The organism is Methanobrevibacter sp. TMH8 (genome assembly GCF_020148105.1).
Taxonomy (GTDB): Archaea; Methanobacteriota; Methanobacteria; order Methanobacteriales; family Methanobacteriaceae; genus Methanobinarius.
In genome coordinates, this window is record NZ_JAHLZE010000012.1 from 1 (window position 1) to 18,572 (window position 18,572).

The 18,572-nt window shown below is 26.1% G+C and carries 15 protein-coding genes; 3 read left to right on the plus strand and 12 right to left on the minus strand.

Features of this window, described 5'->3' with window-relative positions; all coding sequences use genetic code 11:
* Positions 1-205 precede the first annotated feature (205 nt).
* Positions 206-3,592 carry an isoleucine--tRNA ligase gene (ileS, locus tag KQY27_RS02445; protein ID WP_224424989.1) on the minus strand — a complete coding sequence of 1,129 codons (3,387 nt, stop codon included), beginning with the start codon at positions 3,590-3,592 and terminating at the stop codon, positions 206-208.
* 612 nt (positions 3,593-4,204) lie between these two features.
* Here ileS and tsaA point away from each other — a divergent pair.
* Positions 4,205-4,699: a tRNA (N6-threonylcarbamoyladenosine(37)-N6)-methyltransferase TrmO gene (tsaA, locus tag KQY27_RS02450; RefSeq protein ID WP_224424990.1), complete on the plus strand. Its 495-nt coding sequence runs from the start codon at positions 4,205-4,207 to the stop codon at positions 4,697-4,699.
* 179 nt (positions 4,700-4,878) lie between these two features.
* Here the strand turns inward: tsaA and KQY27_RS02455 are convergent, their stop codons facing one another.
* Entirely contained in the window at positions 4,879-5,280 is a 402-nt protein-coding gene (locus KQY27_RS02455) for a type II toxin-antitoxin system VapC family toxin (RefSeq protein WP_224424991.1), read from the minus strand.
* 3 nt (positions 5,281-5,283) lie between these two features.
* Positions 5,284-5,577 carry a hypothetical protein gene (locus KQY27_RS02460; protein ID WP_224424992.1) on the minus strand — a complete coding sequence of 98 codons (294 nt, stop codon included), beginning with the start codon at positions 5,575-5,577 and terminating at the stop codon, positions 5,284-5,286.
* A gap of 385 nt (positions 5,578-5,962) precedes the next feature.
* Between KQY27_RS02460 and KQY27_RS02465 the strand changes: the two genes are divergently transcribed.
* Positions 5,963-6,721 (plus strand): class I SAM-dependent methyltransferase, encoded by a 759-nt coding sequence (locus tag KQY27_RS02465; RefSeq protein ID WP_224425094.1) that lies wholly within the window; start codon positions 5,963-5,965, stop codon positions 6,719-6,721.
* Positions 6,722-6,745: 24 nt separating this feature from the next.
* On the opposite strand, the gene KQY27_RS02470 is transcribed toward KQY27_RS02465, so the two are convergent.
* The 5 genes from KQY27_RS02470 to KQY27_RS02490 form a co-directional block, all read right to left on the minus strand.
* Positions 6,746-6,958, minus strand: a complete 213-nt coding sequence (locus tag KQY27_RS02470; protein ID WP_224424993.1) for a hypothetical protein — start codon at positions 6,956-6,958, stop codon at positions 6,746-6,748.
* 196 nt (positions 6,959-7,154) lie between these two features.
* Positions 7,155-7,532, minus strand: a complete 378-nt coding sequence (locus tag KQY27_RS02475; RefSeq protein WP_224424994.1) for a hypothetical protein — start codon at positions 7,530-7,532, stop codon at positions 7,155-7,157.
* A 636-nt stretch (positions 7,533-8,168) separates the two neighbouring features.
* Positions 8,169-9,179, minus strand: coding sequence for a tungsten-dependent formylmethanofuran dehydrogenase subunit FwdF (gene fwdF, locus KQY27_RS02480; RefSeq protein ID WP_224424995.1), 1,011 nt, complete (start codon positions 9,177-9,179; stop codon positions 8,169-8,171).
* A 15-nt stretch (positions 9,180-9,194) separates the two neighbouring features.
* Entirely contained in the window at positions 9,195-9,386 is a 192-nt protein-coding gene (locus tag KQY27_RS02485) for a ferredoxin (protein ID WP_224424996.1), read from the minus strand.
* A 510-nt stretch (positions 9,387-9,896) separates the two neighbouring features.
* Positions 9,897-11,102: a methionine adenosyltransferase gene (locus tag KQY27_RS02490; RefSeq protein WP_224424997.1), complete on the minus strand. Its 1,206-nt coding sequence runs from the start codon at positions 11,100-11,102 to the stop codon at positions 9,897-9,899.
* Positions 11,103-11,477: 375 nt separating this feature from the next.
* On the opposite strand from KQY27_RS02490, the gene KQY27_RS02495 reads away from it, so the two are divergent.
* Complete coding sequence (locus tag KQY27_RS02495; RefSeq protein ID WP_224424998.1) at positions 11,478-11,864, plus strand: DUF192 domain-containing protein; 387 nt, start codon at positions 11,478-11,480, stop codon at positions 11,862-11,864.
* Positions 11,865-11,981: 117 nt separating this feature from the next.
* Here the strand turns inward: KQY27_RS02495 and KQY27_RS02500 are convergent, their stop codons facing one another.
* From KQY27_RS02500 to KQY27_RS02515, 4 genes are all read right to left on the minus strand, one after another.
* On the minus strand, positions 11,982-12,674 hold the full coding sequence (locus KQY27_RS02500) for a dihydromethanopterin reductase (acceptor) (RefSeq protein WP_224424999.1): 693 nt from the start codon (positions 12,672-12,674) through the stop codon (positions 11,982-11,984).
* A gap of 189 nt (positions 12,675-12,863) precedes the next feature.
* Positions 12,864-14,132, minus strand: coding sequence for a serine hydroxymethyltransferase (gene glyA, locus KQY27_RS02505; protein ID WP_224425000.1), 1,269 nt, complete (start codon positions 14,130-14,132; stop codon positions 12,864-12,866).
* Positions 14,133-14,657: 525 nt separating this feature from the next.
* Positions 14,658-16,631 (minus strand): CoB--CoM heterodisulfide reductase iron-sulfur subunit A family protein, encoded by a 1,974-nt coding sequence (locus tag KQY27_RS02510; protein WP_224425001.1) that lies wholly within the window; start codon positions 16,629-16,631, stop codon positions 14,658-14,660.
* Between the two features lie 775 nt (positions 16,632-17,406).
* Positions 17,407-18,312, minus strand: a complete 906-nt coding sequence (locus tag KQY27_RS02515; RefSeq protein ID WP_224425002.1) for an AEC family transporter — start codon at positions 18,310-18,312, stop codon at positions 17,407-17,409.
* Positions 18,313-18,572: the final 260 nt, after the last annotated feature.

An 18,572-nucleotide genomic window follows, 5' to 3' on the forward strand; every position in this document is an offset into this window, starting at 1 on the left:
CGTTTAACTTAGGTTAAACGAAGTAAAAAAACATATATAAATTCAATTTGAAATATATTTTTTACTAATAATTACTGTGAAAAAAATAATATATAAATATTGTGATTTTGTAAAAAATATTTCCCATATAAAATATAAACATATAAATCAAAAATAAGAACAAGTAAATAAAAAAAATAAAAAATAAAAAAATTTTAAATCTAGATTAAGTTTCAATTCGAACTATAACAATATCTTCTTCGATTTTCCATTCTTTTGTATATTGATTAGTACTCTCATTTCCAACATCAATATCATCAAATGAAATATTATTAGCTCTAACTTCATTAGCTATAAAATCGATTTGATTAGCTATTATATCTTTGAATTTATCATCTGTTTGAACAGTGACATTTATATTAGCTTCAACATCGAGATCTTTGTCTTTTCTCATGTCTTGGATTCTTCTAATAAGTTCTCTTGCCATGGCTTCAGACAATATTTCAGGAGTGATTTGAGTATTTATAAATACATTTCCTCCTTTAAATTCAGAGCTAACTACATCATCAGGAAGAATGCTATCAAATAAAACATCTTCTTTAGCTAATTCGATGATTTTGTCACTTCCATCTTCATTTCCACTATCAATAACAACATCAATCTTTCCATTTTTATCTAAATCAGCTTTTATTTGGTTTCCATCATTTGTAGCTAAAAATTGTTTTACTGGACCCATATCTTGTCTTAATCTAGGGCCAAGTGTTTTTAAATTAGGTTTAGCTGTAAATGTAAGATTTTCAAATTCAGTAGCTGTTATAACTTCTTTTGTATTAGATTGATCTTTTATTACATCTTGAAGATGATTTACAGCTTTAAGAACAAAATCATCATCAGATACAACGGTTATATCACTTACTGGCCATCTGAGTTTATACTTAGCTACATCTCTTCCTCTTGCACTAGCTTCAATTATGTCCCTTATTACATCCATTTGTTTTTCAAGATCGTTATCTATTAAATCTTCATCATATGTCCAATCTTCCATATGAATACTTAATTTTGCACTGTCTTTTGTACCTTGAACAATATTTTCATATATTTTTTCAGATATATGAGGAGCTATTGGTGCTAATACTTTTATTAATGTTTCAATAGCTGTATATAATCCATAATACGCACCTAATTTATCAGGATCATCTTTTTCAACCCAAGTACGTCCTCTTATAAGTCTTACATACCACCGACTAAGATCTTCAAGTATAAATGTGTTGATTCTTCTAGTAGCTTGATGGAAAAATGCTTGATTTAAATCTTCTTCAACTTCTTTAACTAATGAATTAGCTCTTGAAATAATCCATTTATCTTCATCTCTAAGAATAACATTGCTTTTACCATTTTTATCATCAAAATTGCAATTTTCTGGATTAAAATTATCAAGAGACATATAAGTTGTTGAGAATACATAAACATTCCAAAGAATATTGAACATCTTTTTAATATTATTAAGTTCATCCCAAACAAATTTAAGATCATCCCATGGTTTACTCGCCCATAATAGATAGAATCTCAATACATCTGCACCATATCCCTCAATTACATCTTCTGGTTGAACAACATTTCCAAGGGATTTGCTCATTTTTTTACCCATTTCATCAAGAACAAATCCATGCATTAAAACTTTCTTATAAGGTACTTGATCAAAGGCTATAACACCAGTACCAAGTTGTGAGTAGAACCATCCTCTAGTTTGATCATGCCCCTCTGTAATGAAGTCATATGGGAACCATTCCTCAAACATTTCTTTTTCTTGTGGATAATAAAGTGCTGCCCATCCAGCTACACCAGAATCGATCCAAACATCAAGAACATCAGGAATACGTTTCATTTCACCATTACAATCAGAAGACTCACATTTAAATATAATATCATCGACATAAGGTCTGTGAACTAAATCTTCATCATTAGCTGTAATTTCATGGATTGAATTTTGTTTTAACTCCTCTACAGAACCAATTACTTTAATTTCACCACATTCTTCACATACCCACACAGGAATAGGAATTCCCCAATATCTTTGTCTTGAAATTGTCCAATCTTTAGCATTATCGACCCAATCATGGAATCTTCCTTTACCGGCCCATTTAGGAATCCATTCAACTTTATTTATCTCAGAAAGCATTTTTTCCTTTATTTCTGTAACTTTCAAGAACCATTGTTCAGTTGCAAGATAAATAATTGGAGTTTTACATCTCCAACAAGTTCCATATCTATGTTCTATAATTTCACTCTTTAAAAGAAGTCCATTTTCTTTTAAATCATCAATTATATCAGAATTTGCATCTTTAACAAATTCTCCACTATATTTTCCACCTTCAGTAGTGAAGTTTCCTTCTTCATCTACTGGACAAAATATAGGAAGATCAAATTCTTTACCAATTTCAAAATCATCAGGACCATGTCCAGGAGCAGTATGTACAAGACCAGTACCTTCTCCAAGCTCTACATGATCACCAGGAAGAATTGTATGAACATTGACAAGTTTTGGATCTTTATCAAAGTCTACTTGTTCTGGAACTTCTTGAGTTAATGGATAAACATAAGACATTCCATTGAGTTCATATCCTTTAATCTCTTTTATAACTTCATAAATTGGCTCTCTAAGCTCTTCAGTAACTTTAACAGGTTTTCCATTTTCATCAACTTCACCAGTATCTTTTTTAATCTTAGTTACCTTTACAGCAGGCCCAAAGATTTCTTCAACAAGATCACTAGCTAAAATTAATATACCTTTTTCATTATCTACATCAATATTATTATTATCATTTTCTTTATTGAAAAATTTAATAAATGAATAATCGAAATCAGGATTCATACAAACAGCTAAGTTAGCTGGAAGAGTCCATGGAGTAGTAGTCCAAACTAAAAAGTATTCTTTAAGACCATCTGGATTTTCTAAAGCTTCTAATATTGGTTCGACTACTGGAAACTTAACATAAATTGAAGGATCTTCTTTATCCTCATAATCTATTTCAGCTGCAGCTAATGCTGTTTCACATCTCGGACACCAGCTAATAACACGTTTATCTTTAATAAGAAGATCTTTCTCATTAGCTTTTTTAAGAGTCCACCAACAAGATTCCATATATTTTGGATCAAATGTTATATAAGGATTATCCCAATCCATCCAAACCCCAAGACTTTCAAACTGCTCAGTCATGACCCCTTTATTTTTCACGGCAAATTCTTTACATTTAGCTACAAAATTAGCTATCCCTATTTCTTCCTCAATTTGCTGTTTATTTTTAATATTCAGCAATTGTTCTACTTTATGTTCAATAGGAAGACCATGAGTATCCCATCCAGCCTGCCTTCTGAGAGAAAATCCACTCATAGATTTGAATCTTAAATAAGTATCTTTAATTACTTTATTCCAAGCTGTTCCAAGGTGAATTTCACCACTACAATAAGGTGGACCATCTAAAAAAGAGTATTTAGGACCATTTTCCCTTAGTTGGTTAGTTTTAGAATAAATTTGATTCTTTATCCAAGCTTCTTGGATTTCTTTTTCTATCTTCTTATGATCATATGCTTTTTCTGCCTCTTTTATTGGCATTAGAATTCTCCTTAGATAAATGAATTAATTTTAATTATTTGTTAAATTATTTATGTGATAAATTAGCTATATCTTAAATTTATATTATTATTTATATTATTACTACCTTACTGAATATAAATTATTCAATTTGAATTATTCAATTAGAAAATATATAGAATATATAAAATATAGAAATAAAACTATAAAATTATTAAAATATAAGATTATTAAAATATTCATTAATACTATTTATTTTATAATATTTATCCATTATGAATATTTTTTAATTTATTAAATTTTTAAATTTTTAAACTAGATAAACTAGATAAATTATATAATAAATATTTCATGATTAATTTTAATATATAATTATTTATAAATAATTATTTATAATTTACATGAATAATTTTATATAATTTCATTAATTAACTTCTAAAATTTAATCTATAAAACCTACATTACATTACTTTATAATAAATCATTAGACAAAAAACTTATATTTTTAATTAATAATAAATTAAAATAGATTTGATTTTAAATATAATAATATAATGTTGAAATATTATATAATTTTAAGATAATTTAAGAATAATATATAAATTATAAAAAAGAACTAAAAAAGATGAAATAATGGATAAAATAGAGTTTGATGTCATAGGAATAGTAAAATCTCCTTTTAAAAATTTAGAAGGTATGCCAATTCAACCAACAGGGGCTAAAGGAATAAAAGGCGAGATTCATTTAAACACAGAACTTATAAATGGGTTAAAAGATTTAAAAGATTTTTCTCATTTAACTTTAATATATCACCTACATAAAGCTAAAGGATATTCTTTAGAAGTTAAACCATTTTTAGACGATGAACATCATGGAGTTTTTGCAACAAGATCTCCTAAACGTCCAAATCCTATTGGAATATCAGTTGTAAAACTAGATTCCGTTGAAGGAAATGTAATCCATATTTCAAATTTAGATATTTTAGATGGAACTCCTGTTTTAGATATAAAACCATACGTACCTCAATTATATGAAGACACCTGTAAAGACTTAAAAGTAGGATGGTTTGAAGAAAAACACAAAAATGCAAAAGATACTAAATCAGATAATCGCTTTATAGATGAATAAACTTTTAAATATTATTTTTTCATTTCATCAATTCATCATTTTCTTTTTTTATTTTATATCTCTTATATACAAACTCACTTCTCATTTTTAAGATTTTAATATATTATACTATTTTTTAATAAATAGAAAATAAATAGCTAAAATCTAGACCAAAAACCTCATATCATATTTGTTTGTCATTAATACGCAGATATTACTTCTATTTCTTTATTGTTGAAGTGTTTATCAAATGTAGCTATTTGTGTTATTCCTAATTGTTCCATTATTTCTATATATAAACAATCAAAAAAAGATAATCTTTCTGGGAAATAATCTACTAGTCTTTCCATAGTTTCATTATAAAATATAGTGTCATCTATCATATTAAATAGATTAGAATTTAGATTAATATATACATCTTCTAATACTTCTTTTGAAACTTTTAAATTAATATTCATGACTGTTATTACTTCCAATACAATTGAATTAGAAATTACAAGTTCATCATGTTTAATTTTATTCCATATCTTAAAAGCTTCTTTATTTTGCCTGTGATCCCCCATAAATAAAGCTATTAAAAAATTAGCATCTAGAAATATCATGAGTTAATACTTCCCTTTTCTTACATCCTTCACAGCTTTTACTGCATCAAATCCTTTAGGTGCTTTAACACTACCTATAAGTTCGTCAAAACTCCTTTTAGGTTTTTTAAGTGGCGGATTTTTTATTATTTTAATATTGGGATTTTTTTTAAATATATCATCTTCTTTTTCAATAGCTTTTTCTAATAAATCGTTAATAACCTTTGTTTGTGTTGTTTCTTTGTTTAATGCTATTATTTTTATATTTCTCATAATATCTTTATTTAAATTTAATGTTGTTTTAACTGTTGTAGTCATAAAATAATCAACTCTATTATTTTGATTTATATTGTTTATATTATTATATGTTTTTCTGTGTATTTACCATATAATAATATAACCATATTAACATATATATTTTTTTATAAATAAAATTAATTTAATAAATAATTTTTCAATATTTTATACAAGTTATATAATATTTTTATAATTATTAAATAGGAAAAATATTTGAAAAAATAAATAATTAACCGTTATCTATATCTTAAATATTAAAATAATTATAAAAAATTCTAATAAAAAAAGAATAAAAAAATCTATTATAAATAAAACCAAATAATAATATAGAGAAGGTGTTCATATCAAAGATAATAATTGTATAAAAAATCCAGAAGATATAGATTGGGTTGGTTTTTGGCAAGAAATAGTAAGTAAAAAAAGAGCAAAGCCTAAAAATTGGGATAAAGAAGCTGATAAATTTAGTCAAAGATCAGCACAAGACGAATATCATGAAAATCTTTTTTCAAAAATGAGAATTTCAGAGGCAGATAGCATACTTGATTTAGGATGTGGAGAAGGTTCGATTACAATTCCAATAGCTAAGAAAACAAAAAAAGTAACAGCTATTGATTCTTCAAAAAGAATGTTAGAAATTCTAGAATCTAAATGTATTGATGAAAATATCAATAATGTTAAGATTATTAAAGGAAATCTAGAAACTGTGACAAAAGAAGAAGTTGGAAAACACGATATTGTCCTTTTATCAAGGTCTATTAATGGAATTTATAAAATAAAAGAAACATTAGCTAATATCAATAGTATAGCTAATAAATATGTTTATATTACGATTTTTGGCCCTGATAACTGGAAGTTTGAAAAGGATTTTTATGCCCTAATTGATAAAGAAGATCATGGTTTTGCACCTTATAATTATCTATTTAATATTCTAGTAAATATGGAAATATATCCTAATGTTGAAAACCTTGAAATTAAAACAAATAGAACTTATGATTCAATTGATGATGCTATAGCTAATGGAAAATGGAACTTGGATAATTTTACAGAAGAAGAAAAAGATAAATTATATGATTATCTAAAGAAAAATTTAACTAAAAATGAGAATGGAAAGCTAGAAAACCCTAATGATAAATCAGATTGGATTCTGATTTGGTGGAAAAAGTAATAGAATAAAAGAAGTAGATTTAATTTATTGTCTACATCTGTGAGTTTTTTCATTATTTAAACATTCCTCACAAGGCCATGCTTTTCCTAATGGTTTTGCACGAATTTCATCAACAATATCTTTTTCTTCAGGATATTCGGAACAATTTTTACACCAATGATATATTACTCTATCACTGCTTACATATCTAACTATAATCTCACCTCCTATTTTTTGTTTTATTTTTTGTTTGTTCATTGATTATTTTCAATTATTTTATCTAAATTATTCTGATTATATATTTATAATTTAATATATAGATTAAAATAAAAATGAAATATTAATTAAAATTATAAAACTAAAATAAAAACTAAAATAAAAACTATACTATAAACTATAATAAAAGCTATAATAAAAAATATAATAAGAAGAATTTTTACATTAAATACTAAAATTATTTCTTAAATAAATCTATTAATATTTCTGGTTTTTCTTTTCTAGAGTTTAAGACTTCTTTTTCAGGTAAACCTGTTTTAGAATTTACTCCCTCTATTTTAACAAACCATGGTTCAATTATACCCATTTCGTTGATTAATATGGGTCTAGTATCACTTAAGTTTATATATACACTTATTACTTGATTATCTGATTTATTTTCTTGAGCATTTTTAAGTTTTATTTCAAATTTATTCCAAAATTCATTTAATTCAGGACTTTTTGAATTACTTTTAAGTTTTTCATAATGAACTTCTAAAAATTCATTCATCTTATTACTATTTTCAACTATCGATTTTTCTAAGTCAAAACTTTCAATTATATCCTCTTGTGTCATAATTAATAACTTATAAAGTTATAATAAATAAATTTTTCTATATGAATATAAATTATTATTATTAAAAAAAGAATAAAAAGATTTAAAATCATTATATAATTATTAATATTATGTAATAAAGTTTAAAATATACTTATTCATTAAATTATCAATTTATATTTTATATAAAAATTATTTATGATGTTCTAGTTGTATTATATTTTATATTTATTTTTAGAAATGTATATATATTCATAATGATAGTTTTTAAGATTTATAAAATGTGTTTTATAAATAATAAAAAATCAAAGATTTTTAAAATTATAAAAAAACAAGTTTTTTATAAATAATAAAATACTTCGTATTTTAGACTTATAAAATATAGAAAATATTTTATAAATAATTAAAACTTTTTTTAAATTATAAAAATAAGAGATTTCTATAAATAATGAAACATTGTATATAGTAACTATATTTATATTTTATCCTCTCATTTTTCTTTAAAATCACATTTTATAATCTTATTTTATCTATTTTAAATTTTTTAATAATTTTATATCTATTATACTCAGATCTATTATAATCAAGTTTATTATACTCAAGTATATTGTACTCATGTATATTATAATCAGGTATATTATAATCAGATTTATTTTATTACTGATTAACTAAACTTCCAAGAATTTTTTGCCAAGAATTGGATTTTATATTAGAAAGTTCCATTGATGTCCTATTTACAGACAATATTTTTTGAGGACAAGCTTTTTCGCATGCACCACATAAAACACAAACATCTTGATTAACTTTCATTTTATCATTTAAAATAATAGCATTACATGGGCAAACATCTTGACATGCATGACAGGATTCCCCTGTACAAATCTTTTCTTCTGATTCATCTTCTTGAAGTAATACTTCTCCTTTAAATGGTTTTACTGTATGAGCTGCATCTACAGGGCATATTTTCTCACACCAACTACAATTTATACATGCCACATTATCTAATATAACACTTCCATCAATTTCAACATCAGATATCTGATCAGAATCCATACAACTAGTACATACTATCCTGATAGCATCAGTAGGACAAACTTTTTGACATATTTTACAATACATACATTTTTCAGGATCAATTTCAATATCAGATGCTTCGAATCGACCAATACCTTTATTTTCTGTTTTAATTGTTATGGCATTTGCTGGACACATTTCTTCACAAATATGGCAACTAATACATTTATCTATTTCTGTCCTTGTTTCTCCAATTACAAGATCTTGAATCTTTGGTAAATTCCTTTTTACAATTATTGCGTCTCTTGGACAAGATATTTCACAGTTTCCACAAAAAATACAATCTTCATGAGTGATATTAGTTCCATAATTCCATTTTGGATATTTTTCTTGATTTTTTGCATTGATTCCATCGATTTCAAATTCCATAGCATCAAAAGGACACGCAAATGAGCATAATCCACATAAAACACATTTGTCTTCGTTTATTCTTATATAATCCATATCAACTATTCCTCTAGCTATAGGAAGTATCGGTCCAAGACTCAAAGAAGAAGTAGGACATATATCAGAACATATCCCACACCCGACACAATTATCATTGATATGATTAATTTTTCTTGCTGTTTCTCCTTCACGATGGGCTGAAGCCATTTAATCACCTAAAGATTATGCTTTACTAATAGCTTGATTTGGACAATTTGCAATACAAAGATCACAATCATCACAATTTTCATCAACCACTTTTAAATTACCATTATCATCAATTAATGCTTGTTGTTCGCATATTTTGATACATAATCCTTCTCCAGGGCAATTACTTATATTTCCGCATTTTTCTGAATCTATTTTAACTGTCATCCAATCACCTTTATTTTATATTATTCTAATTTTTTTAAATTATTTCCAACATTATAATATATAAACGATATGAATATATAAACATAACGATTTGAATGTTTAAATTAATAGCTAACTTAATCAGAAAATAAAGAAATATAATAATGAAAATTTATAATAAAAATAAAAATATTATTTTAAATGAATATGAAAGAGATTTCTAGTTAAAAAAGAATAAAATAAATATATTAAATTATTTAATAAAAATATCAGTAATTGTATAATTCTAAAAATAATGAAAACCAAATAATAAAAAATAAAATAATGAAATATTTGAAAGTAAAATAGTTAAAATAATGAAAATATATGAAAATATATAAAAATAGATAGAATTATACTGAAAATACTAAAAAATAAAATATTAAATAGCTAAATATAGAAATTATTTAAATATTTGAAATATATAAAAAATAAAAGAAATAGTAGGTTTGATAATAATTCAATGACCTACATTTTAATCAATGTGTATCCTTAGAATGTTCGAGCTTTGCCTTTTACAACATTTTCAGTTATAGATGATATATTTTCTAACCATGAATCCATTACAGAAGCTACTTTTTTACTAACATCATCCATATTGTAACCATTTTCAAGTATTAATTGAGAAGTAGCTGCTTTAGGTTGATCAATTGGCATACCAATTTGGCTTAAAATCATTATATTAATTTGTTTTACTCCTTCAACACTATTAGCTATGTCATTTGCCATTTCATTTGAAAGAATATTGTAAATTTTACCGACATGATTAATTGGATTTTTACCAGAGGTAGCTTCCATTGACATTGGTCTATTTGGAGTTATAAGCCCGTTTGCTCTGTTACCCCTACCAACAGATCCATCATCGCCCATTTCAGCAGAAGTTCCAGTGACAGTTAAATAATATCCTTCTTCACCTTTTGCATCATCATTATCTGCTGTATTAACAAATACTTCTACTTCTCTATTAGTGACTTTAGCAGCTATATCAAGAGCAACATCTTTTAAATTTTCTCTGACAGCTATGTATTCTTCACGGTTAGCTACATATTTTGAGACCATTGCACATGCAATAGTGAGAGTTATTTTACCATCATCACGAAGACCCATTACTTTAATATCTTCACCAATAGCAGGATTAGCTTTTGTGAAAGCTTTAGAGTTTAATAATTCTTCAACAGCTAAAACAATAGTTTCAACTTCAGAAAATGGAGCATATCCTACACCAAAAGAAGTATCATTAGAAGATGGAGCACCATCACGTTTGAATACATCAACAAGGTCTCCAGAACCATGTCCAATCTTACATTCTACTACAGCATCAGATTCAACATTGAGATTAGGAATGTATTCATCTAAATATGCTTTAGCTGCTTCAATAGCTACCCTATCTACAGCAAGTTTTTTACCTTCATATTCAGAAACTCCACGACCAGTAAGAAGAATATCAATAGGTTTGATTATTTCTCCACCACCAAATAGGGGATTAGATTCACCAGCAGTTATTTGAACTTCATCAGTATTATGGTGAAGTACACCACCGAACTCATCTAAATAAAGATTACAAAGGGCACGACTGACAGATTCAGCTATTCCATCACTAATACTATCTGGGTGACCAATTCCTTTTCTTTCTACAATTTCAATGTCCAATTCTTCAATTGGTGTCTGATTGAGCTTTTCAACAATAATATTTCTCATAAATACCCTCGCTATAATTTTGTAAATTATTAATTTTTTATTAAATTATTTTTTTTATATAATTCTGATTGATTTTGATTAATTTTAATAATATTAATAATATTAATTTATAATTAATTTATAATAGTATTAATTTTTATAATATTATTAATAATATAAATTTATACATACAATTAGATAAAATTTAAATATATCTATATTCTTTATGGAAAGATTAATAAATAAATGTTAGTATTTAAAGTAATATTAATATAAAAATTTATAATATTTTAATATAATGCTATTTATAAATCTTAAAATTTTATAAATTTAAAATTTATAATTTTATAATTTTATAAATATACAATTTTACATCAATATTAAAAGGTATATAACATGATTGAAATGAATAAAAAATACACAATTTTAATAAAAGTGGAAAATAATGAGAAAATAGCTAATGTAAAATTTGCAAATAGCTATTTTTCAAGATTAAAGGGTCTTATGTTTAAAAAAAATTTAGATTATGTTCTTGTAATAAAACCAGCTAAAGCTAACAAACGTTTTGCATCATCAATACATAGTTTTTTTATGAGAATAAATATTGATGTGTTATTTTTAGATAAATATAAAAAGGTTTATGAAATAAAACAGTTGAAAACTTGGAGATTTCACACACCTAAAACTGGAGCTAAATATATTTTAGAATTAAAAGAAGGAAGTATAAAAAAATATAGTATAAAAATCGGAGATAAATTAGATTTTGTATGTGAACTTAGATAAAGGAAATAAAGTAGATAAAGTAGATAAATTATATAATTAGATAAAGGAAATAAAGAAGATAAGTAGATAAAGTAAATAAAAAAGATAAAATTGAATAAATAAATAAAAATATAAAAATTAAATGTTATCCATAATTTCATTAGGATGTTTTAAAACATCAATTCCTTCCATAAGAACTAATTTATGAGTATTTTCAATATCGATATCTCTCATATGAATAGTAATTAATTTTCCAGCTTTAACAGCACCATAAGGACAAGAATTCTCACATTCTCCACAACCAATGCATTTAAGTAAGTCAATTTCTTGTTTAGCTATTATTGCATTTTGTGGGCATAATTCAGCTGCTTCACATTTTTCACAGTCTGCACAACTTTCAAGTTCTAATTTTGAAGGAAGAATAGTTTCAACATCTCCAGATTCCATATCTACTGGAATTATGATTGTTTTTACCATTCCTTTTCCAGCTTGAGCTACAGAATTTGTAACAAGAGTATCTGAAATTCCATTAACAATTTTAGCAACAGTATTAGAAGTAGTAGGAGAAACTATAAAAAGATCATATTTTCCAAGAGAAAGGCGACCAGATATAGGATAGCTAAATCTTTGATCACTATCAAGTGCTAATTCTTTGTAATAACCACCAGTAATAGCAGCAACCCGTTCAAAAAGCCCATACATCTTTAAAACTTCTTCTCCAGCATTAGAAAGAAATACAGTAATTTCATTATTTTTAGCTAATTCTTCCATTACTACAACACTTTCATCTAATAAATGTCCAGCTCCAGTTATTGCCCATCCTATTCGCATTGTTGATCCCTTTTTTATCTATTAAATAAAATAATAATTTAAATAAAATTTATATTTAAATGAAAATATAAAATTTATTAAAATTTAGCTTAAAAACTTAATTAAAACTTAATTAAGGTTAATTAAATGTTAATTAAATGTTAATTAAAAGCTTAAATTAAAAGCTTAAATTAAATTTTAAATTAAATCTTAAAATTGAATATATTTATAAGCTTCTGATTCTTCAAAAGCATAATGAACTTTATTATAATCATTCATAAATTCAGTGACCTCTTGTTTTACATCAACTTTTTCCATAGCTACTCTCATAATGAAATCAGCTACTTCAGACATATGAGACTCTTTCATACCTCGTCTTGTAATTTCCTGAGTACCTACTCTTATACCAGAAGGATCATCAGATCTATTAACATCATCCCAAGGAAGAAGATTTTTGTTTAATATTATATTATTAGCTTCTAAGTCTTTAGCTAAAATAGAAGCTCTTCCAATATTTGAAACATCAAAAGCAACTTGATGAGATTCTGTAAATCCTAAATCTTCGCAAAGAACATTGAACCCACGTTCATATAAAGCTTGAGCCAATGCTTTTGCATTTTTAATAATTTGATTAGCGTAATCTATACCAAATTCAAGCATTTCAGCTGTAGCTATTCCAAGTCCAGCTACATGGTGAAGATGATGGTTACTTACAACACCTGGAAAAACAGCATCATCAATTTTATCCGCATACTCATTTTTAGTTAATATTATACCGCCTTGAGTTCCAGGGAATGTTTTATGAGTACTACCCATCATAACATCTGCACCTTCTTTAAGTGGGTCTTGAAATTTTCCACCTGCAATTAAACCAAGAACATGAGCACCATCATACATTACTTTAGCTCCAACTTCATCAGCTGCCTCTTTTGCCTCTTTTACTGGATGAGGGAAAAGGAACAAGCTACCACCAAGAAGAACTATCTTAGGTTTAACTTCAAGAATTTTTTTAGCCATTGCATCAGCATCAATATTCATGATTTTTTCATCAAAAGGATGTTGTTTTACTTTAAGACCTCTTATACCAGCTGCACTAACATTTGCATGACTAATATGACCACCTACAGGAACTTCAAGAGCCATGAGATTATCACCTGGCTTTGAAAATGTGAAAAATGCTGCAAGATTAGCTACAACACCAGAAGTTGGTTGAACATTTGCATGTTCAGCATTAAATAGTTTTTTTGAAAGGCGAATAGTAACAGATTCAATATCATCAATGAATTGACAACCTTCATAGAGTCTTTCACCACATTTACCTTCTGCATATCTATGAGATAAGTCAGACGCCATAGCAGACTGTACTTGAGAACTAGTTATATTTTCACTAGCTATTAGATTTATACTATTTTTCATCCAGTCATTGTGCTCTTTCATAAGCTTTTGAATTTCAGTAACATTATTTTCATTTTCAGACATTTGTACACCTATAAAGGAATATTAAAAAGGCCTATAATTATTAAAATCAATTTAATAATGGCAATAGATTTAAATTAATAAATTATGTTATAATTTATAATTTTACAATTTTACATCATAAAATTATATCTTAAGATTTATATTTAAAATTTATATTTAAAATTTTTATTAAAAATTTCTATCTTAACATTTTATATCAAATTTCATATCTTAAAATTTCATGAATTAAATTTTAAATTTTAGATAAAAATATTATATGTATTGTATATTATTTTTTAATTATTTAAAGTTTTAAAACTTTTAAAAAAATTAAAAATATTTTCATAAAATAACAATGATTATTAATAAATTAATAATTGATAAATTAATAAATTGATAAAATATTAAAATTATTAAAATTAGAATTTTTGAAAAATGAGTAATAAAATATATTATTATTAAATAAAAAAGAAAAAATATTGGAGAATAAATCTCCAATCTTAGAAAAATATAGGATTTTTCTAAATGTAATTAAATTTTACAAGATTATTTACCGTCTTCAAGAGCAGCTTCGATTTGTGCCATGATTTGGTCTGTTTTGAAGTGGTTTTGATCCATAGCTCCAGATGGACATGCACCTACACATGTACCGCATCCTTTACATAAAGCAACATTAACAGTAGCTTGATCATCTTCAATAGATACTGCACCATATGGACAAAGTTCAACACAAACTTCACATGCTCCACAAACATCTGCATCAGTTGTAGCGATAATAGGTTCAATTTCCACTTCACCTTTAACCATAGGGATAGCTGCACGAGCTGCTGCACCAGAACCTTGTGCAACTGCATCAGGAATATCCTTAGGTCCTTGAGCAACACCAGCTAAGTAAACACCATCAGTTAATGTGTCAACAGGTCTGAGTTTTGGGTGAGCTTCCATTAAGAAACCGTCTCCACTCTTAGATAAACCAATAGTTTGCCTTAAAGTTTCAGATCCTTCAGGAGGTACGAGACCAACACTTAAAACAACTAAATCATAATCATATTCAGTTACAGTATTAAGTAATGTATCTTCCCCTCTAACTGTTAAAGTTAAATCATCATTTTCAATAACTTCAGAAGGTCGACCTCTTACAAACTTGATTCCATATTTTTCTTGGGAATTTTTGTAGAACTCTTCAAATCCTTTACCGAAAGCTCTGATATCCATGTAGTAGAGAGTTACTTCAGTATCAGGTTCATGGTCAATAATTAATTGAGCATTTTTCATGGAGTACATACAACATACTCTTGAACAGTAAGGTTTACCGATTTGTTCATCTCTTGAACCAACACAATGGATAAATGCAACACGTTTTGGAGTTTTATGATCAGATGGTTTAACAACATGTCCTTCAGTAGGACCAGATGCATTAATCATCCTTTCGATTTCCATAGCTGTAATTACATTACTGTGAGCTCCATAACCATATTCTAATTTTTCTGTAGGGTTATATGGATCATAACCAGTAGCTACAATAATAGTACCTACTTCAATATCTACAAATTCAGATTCTTGGTCATGTTTAACAGCTCCACGTTCACAGATTTGATCACAAAGCTTACATTCAATACAATAATCTTTATCAATAGTAGCACATAATGGTACTGCTTGTGGGAATGGAATGTATGCAGCTTTTACCATACCAATACCTTCATCAAAGTAGTTTGGCATTTCAATAGGGCATACTTCTACACAAGATCCGCAACCAACACAAAGTTCTTCATCAATGTATCTTGGTTTTTTCTCTACTTTTACTTTAAAGTTACCAATATATCCATCTACTTCTCTTACTTCAGAGTAAGTCATAAGTTCGATGTTTTCATGCTTACCAACATCCACCATCTTAGGAGCGAGAATACACATTGAACAATCCAATGTTGGGAACGTTTTATCCAATTGTCCCATTCTTCCTCCAATAGTAGGTTGTTTTTCTATCATGTAGGTTTGGAATCCCATATCAGCTAAATCAAGAGCAGACTGAATACCAGCTACTCCCCCACCAATAACCATAGCTTTGTTGTCTACAGATACAACGGAAGCTTCTAAAGGCTCAAGGAGTCTAGCTTTAGCTACTGCCATTCTTGTTAAATCTTTTGCTTTTTCAGTAGCAGCTTCAGGTTCACCCATGTGTACCCAAGAATCGTGCTCTCTTAAGTTAGCAAATTCAAACAAGAATTGATTTAATCCAGCTTCTCTTACACATCTTCTGAATGTAGGTTCGTGAAGTCTTGGAGAACATGCAGCTACAACAATTCTGTTGAGGTTGTGTTCTTTAATGTCATCTTGAATTACTTGTTGACCTGGGTCAGAACAGTAATATTTATAATCTTTTGCAATAACCACATTAGGAAGAGTTTTTGCATACTCTGCGACTGCTGGGACGTCGACGACCCCACCAATATTTATACCACAGTGGCAAACATATACCCCTATACGTGGTTCTTCATTTGAAACATCTCTTTCTTCTGCCATTTTATAATCACCTTGTACAAGTTGATGATATCTAATATTTTATAAGACTCAATTTTTAAAATATACAATAATATTTTATATTATCTTAAAAACATTAAAAAAATATGAGTAATTTTTAATATTAAATACTTTAAATATTTTTAAATATCTTTTAAATATTTATAATTTTTAAATATATTTTTAATTCTTTAATAATTTTTATAATATTAAATTATAATATTAAATATATTATAAAATCTTAGATGGTGTTATGTATGCCATTTACATAAATAAAGGTTTCTATTTTTAGTGTTGAGTAAACTTTATATATGATGAATTAAACCTCATTTAAATTATTTTAAATTGCTTCAAATTTATTTAATAGTTGTTATATCATGAAAATAATTATATATTTATTTTAATAGTATTTAAATTAGATTAAATTATATTAAACAAAATTTAAAGCAATATGATTAAAATTATAATTAAAATCTGTTAATTAATAAATATCCCTTTAATAATATTTAAAATAATTTACAAATGATTTATAAGATTTTATAAATCAAAATAGTTATAATTACTAGTTAAATAATGAAAAACAATGTTTTTATAAATAATACGAATTTGTCAAAAAATGATATTAAATCAATTAATTAAAAAATAAAAAGGAAAAATAAAAAGGAAAAAATAATTGTAATAAATATTAATAGTTAATGTATTAGTATTATAGTATCTGAATTAATATTAATATTATCATCTGAAATAAATAATTTTTACAAAAATAATTTTTATATATTTATATAATACCAATAATAATTGGTAATGTAATTAAACTAAAAATAGTAGTAACAATGGCACAATCAGCAGATAGCTTAAAGTCTAATTTATAATTAATAGCTAAAACTAAAGTTAACATTCCAGAAGGCATTGCTGCTTCAACAATAGCTATAGTATACCCCATTCCAGAAATTCCTAAAAGATTTACAATAATAAAAGCAATTAATGGTGCTAAAAACAATTTAACAATTACAGCTAATCCAGCTTCTTTTAAATTTCTCAAAAATCCTTCAAATTGTAGAGAAATACCAAGAGATATCATTATAATAGGAATTGCTGCCGCAGCTAAATATCCAATAACATCAGTAGCTATTCCCCCAATGGGAATATTAAAAAGATTAAAACTAACTCCTAAAATAACTGCCCAAAGAACTGGAAAACTTAAAATCCTTTTAATAACTTCCTTAAAGGTTCCACCAAAATTTGCCATTAATATTATACTAAGAGAAAGGAACATTATTAGAGTTCCCATATCAGAAAATATAGCTCTAATTAAACCTGTTTGACCAAAAACTCCTAATACCATTGGAAATCCAAGAAATGCAGTATTTCCAATTGCAACTGGGACAATTACACTCCATTTTTGTTTTTTAGAATATCCCTTAAATGTAAGAACTATGAAAACCATTAGACCCGAAATTGCTCCTACAATAAGAGTAATCATCGGCATTACAGCCAAATTAGTTATGTTTGATAAATCTGCTACATATAAAGAAGAAAAAATAAGACAAGGCATAGCTACATTAATAACAAGCTTGTTTAAAACATCAATGTCTTTTGTATTGAGTAAATTTATTCTTTTTAAAAAATACCCCAAAAAAATCATTATTAAAATAACAATTATTGTACTTAACACATCAGCCATTATCTCACTTTAAAAAATCGTTAAAATTTACTAAAGAATATTCTATATCTCAAAATGATATTCTAATACAGAATGATATATCTATATTTTTAAATTGTATCTTATATATTTTAATATATATTAACTATTAAATTATCAATGATAAAATTATCAATATAGCAAATATTAAAAATATTATTACATAATAACAAGATAAAATAAAACAAAAATAATCTATAAAAGAGAAAAAAGCTGATACAAATAAATTTTTGATAAAAAAG

Bases quoted from the DNA above. Each gene is read 5' to 3' on its own strand.
- KQY27_RS02475 (WP_224424994.1), bottom strand. From the start codon at position 7,532: ATGACACAAGAGGATATAATTGAAAGTTTTGACTTAGAAAAATCGATA.
- KQY27_RS02490 (WP_224424997.1), bottom strand. From the start codon at position 11,102: ATGAGAAATATTATTGTTGAAAAGCTCAATCAGACACCAATTGAAGAA.
- KQY27_RS02470 (WP_224424993.1), bottom strand. From the start codon at position 6,958: ATGAACAAACAAAAAATAAAACAAAAAATAGGAGGTGAGATTATAGTT.
- KQY27_RS02455 (WP_224424991.1), bottom strand. From the start codon at position 5,280: ATGATATTTCTAGATGCTAATTTTTTAATAGCTTTATTTATGGGGGAT.
- tsaA (WP_224424990.1), top strand. From the start codon at position 4,205: ATGGATAAAATAGAGTTTGATGTCATAGGAATAGTAAAATCTCCTTTT.
- KQY27_RS02485 (WP_224424996.1), bottom strand. From the start codon at position 9,386: ATGACAGTTAAAATAGATTCAGAAAAATGCGGAAATATAAGTAATTGC.
- KQY27_RS02510 (WP_224425001.1), bottom strand. From the start codon at position 16,631: ATGGCAGAAGAAAGAGATGTTTCAAATGAAGAACCACGTATAGGGGTA.
- KQY27_RS02500 (WP_224424999.1), bottom strand. From the start codon at position 12,674: ATGCGAATAGGATGGGCAATAACTGGAGCTGGACATTTATTAGATGAA.
- KQY27_RS02495 (WP_224424998.1), top strand. From the start codon at position 11,478: ATGATTGAAATGAATAAAAAATACACAATTTTAATAAAAGTGGAAAAT.
- KQY27_RS02460 (WP_224424992.1), bottom strand. From the start codon at position 5,577: ATGACTACAACAGTTAAAACAACATTAAATTTAAATAAAGATATTATG.
- fwdF (WP_224424995.1), bottom strand. From the start codon at position 9,179: ATGGCTTCAGCCCATCGTGAAGGAGAAACAGCAAGAAAAATTAATCAT.
- KQY27_RS02515 (WP_224425002.1), bottom strand. From the start codon at position 18,312: ATGGCTGATGTGTTAAGTACAATAATTGTTATTTTAATAATGATTTTT.
- ileS (WP_224424989.1), bottom strand. From the start codon at position 3,592: ATGCCAATAAAAGAGGCAGAAAAAGCATATGATCATAAGAAGATAGAA.
- glyA (WP_224425000.1), bottom strand. From the start codon at position 14,132: ATGTCTGAAAATGAAAATAATGTTACTGAAATTCAAAAGCTTATGAAA.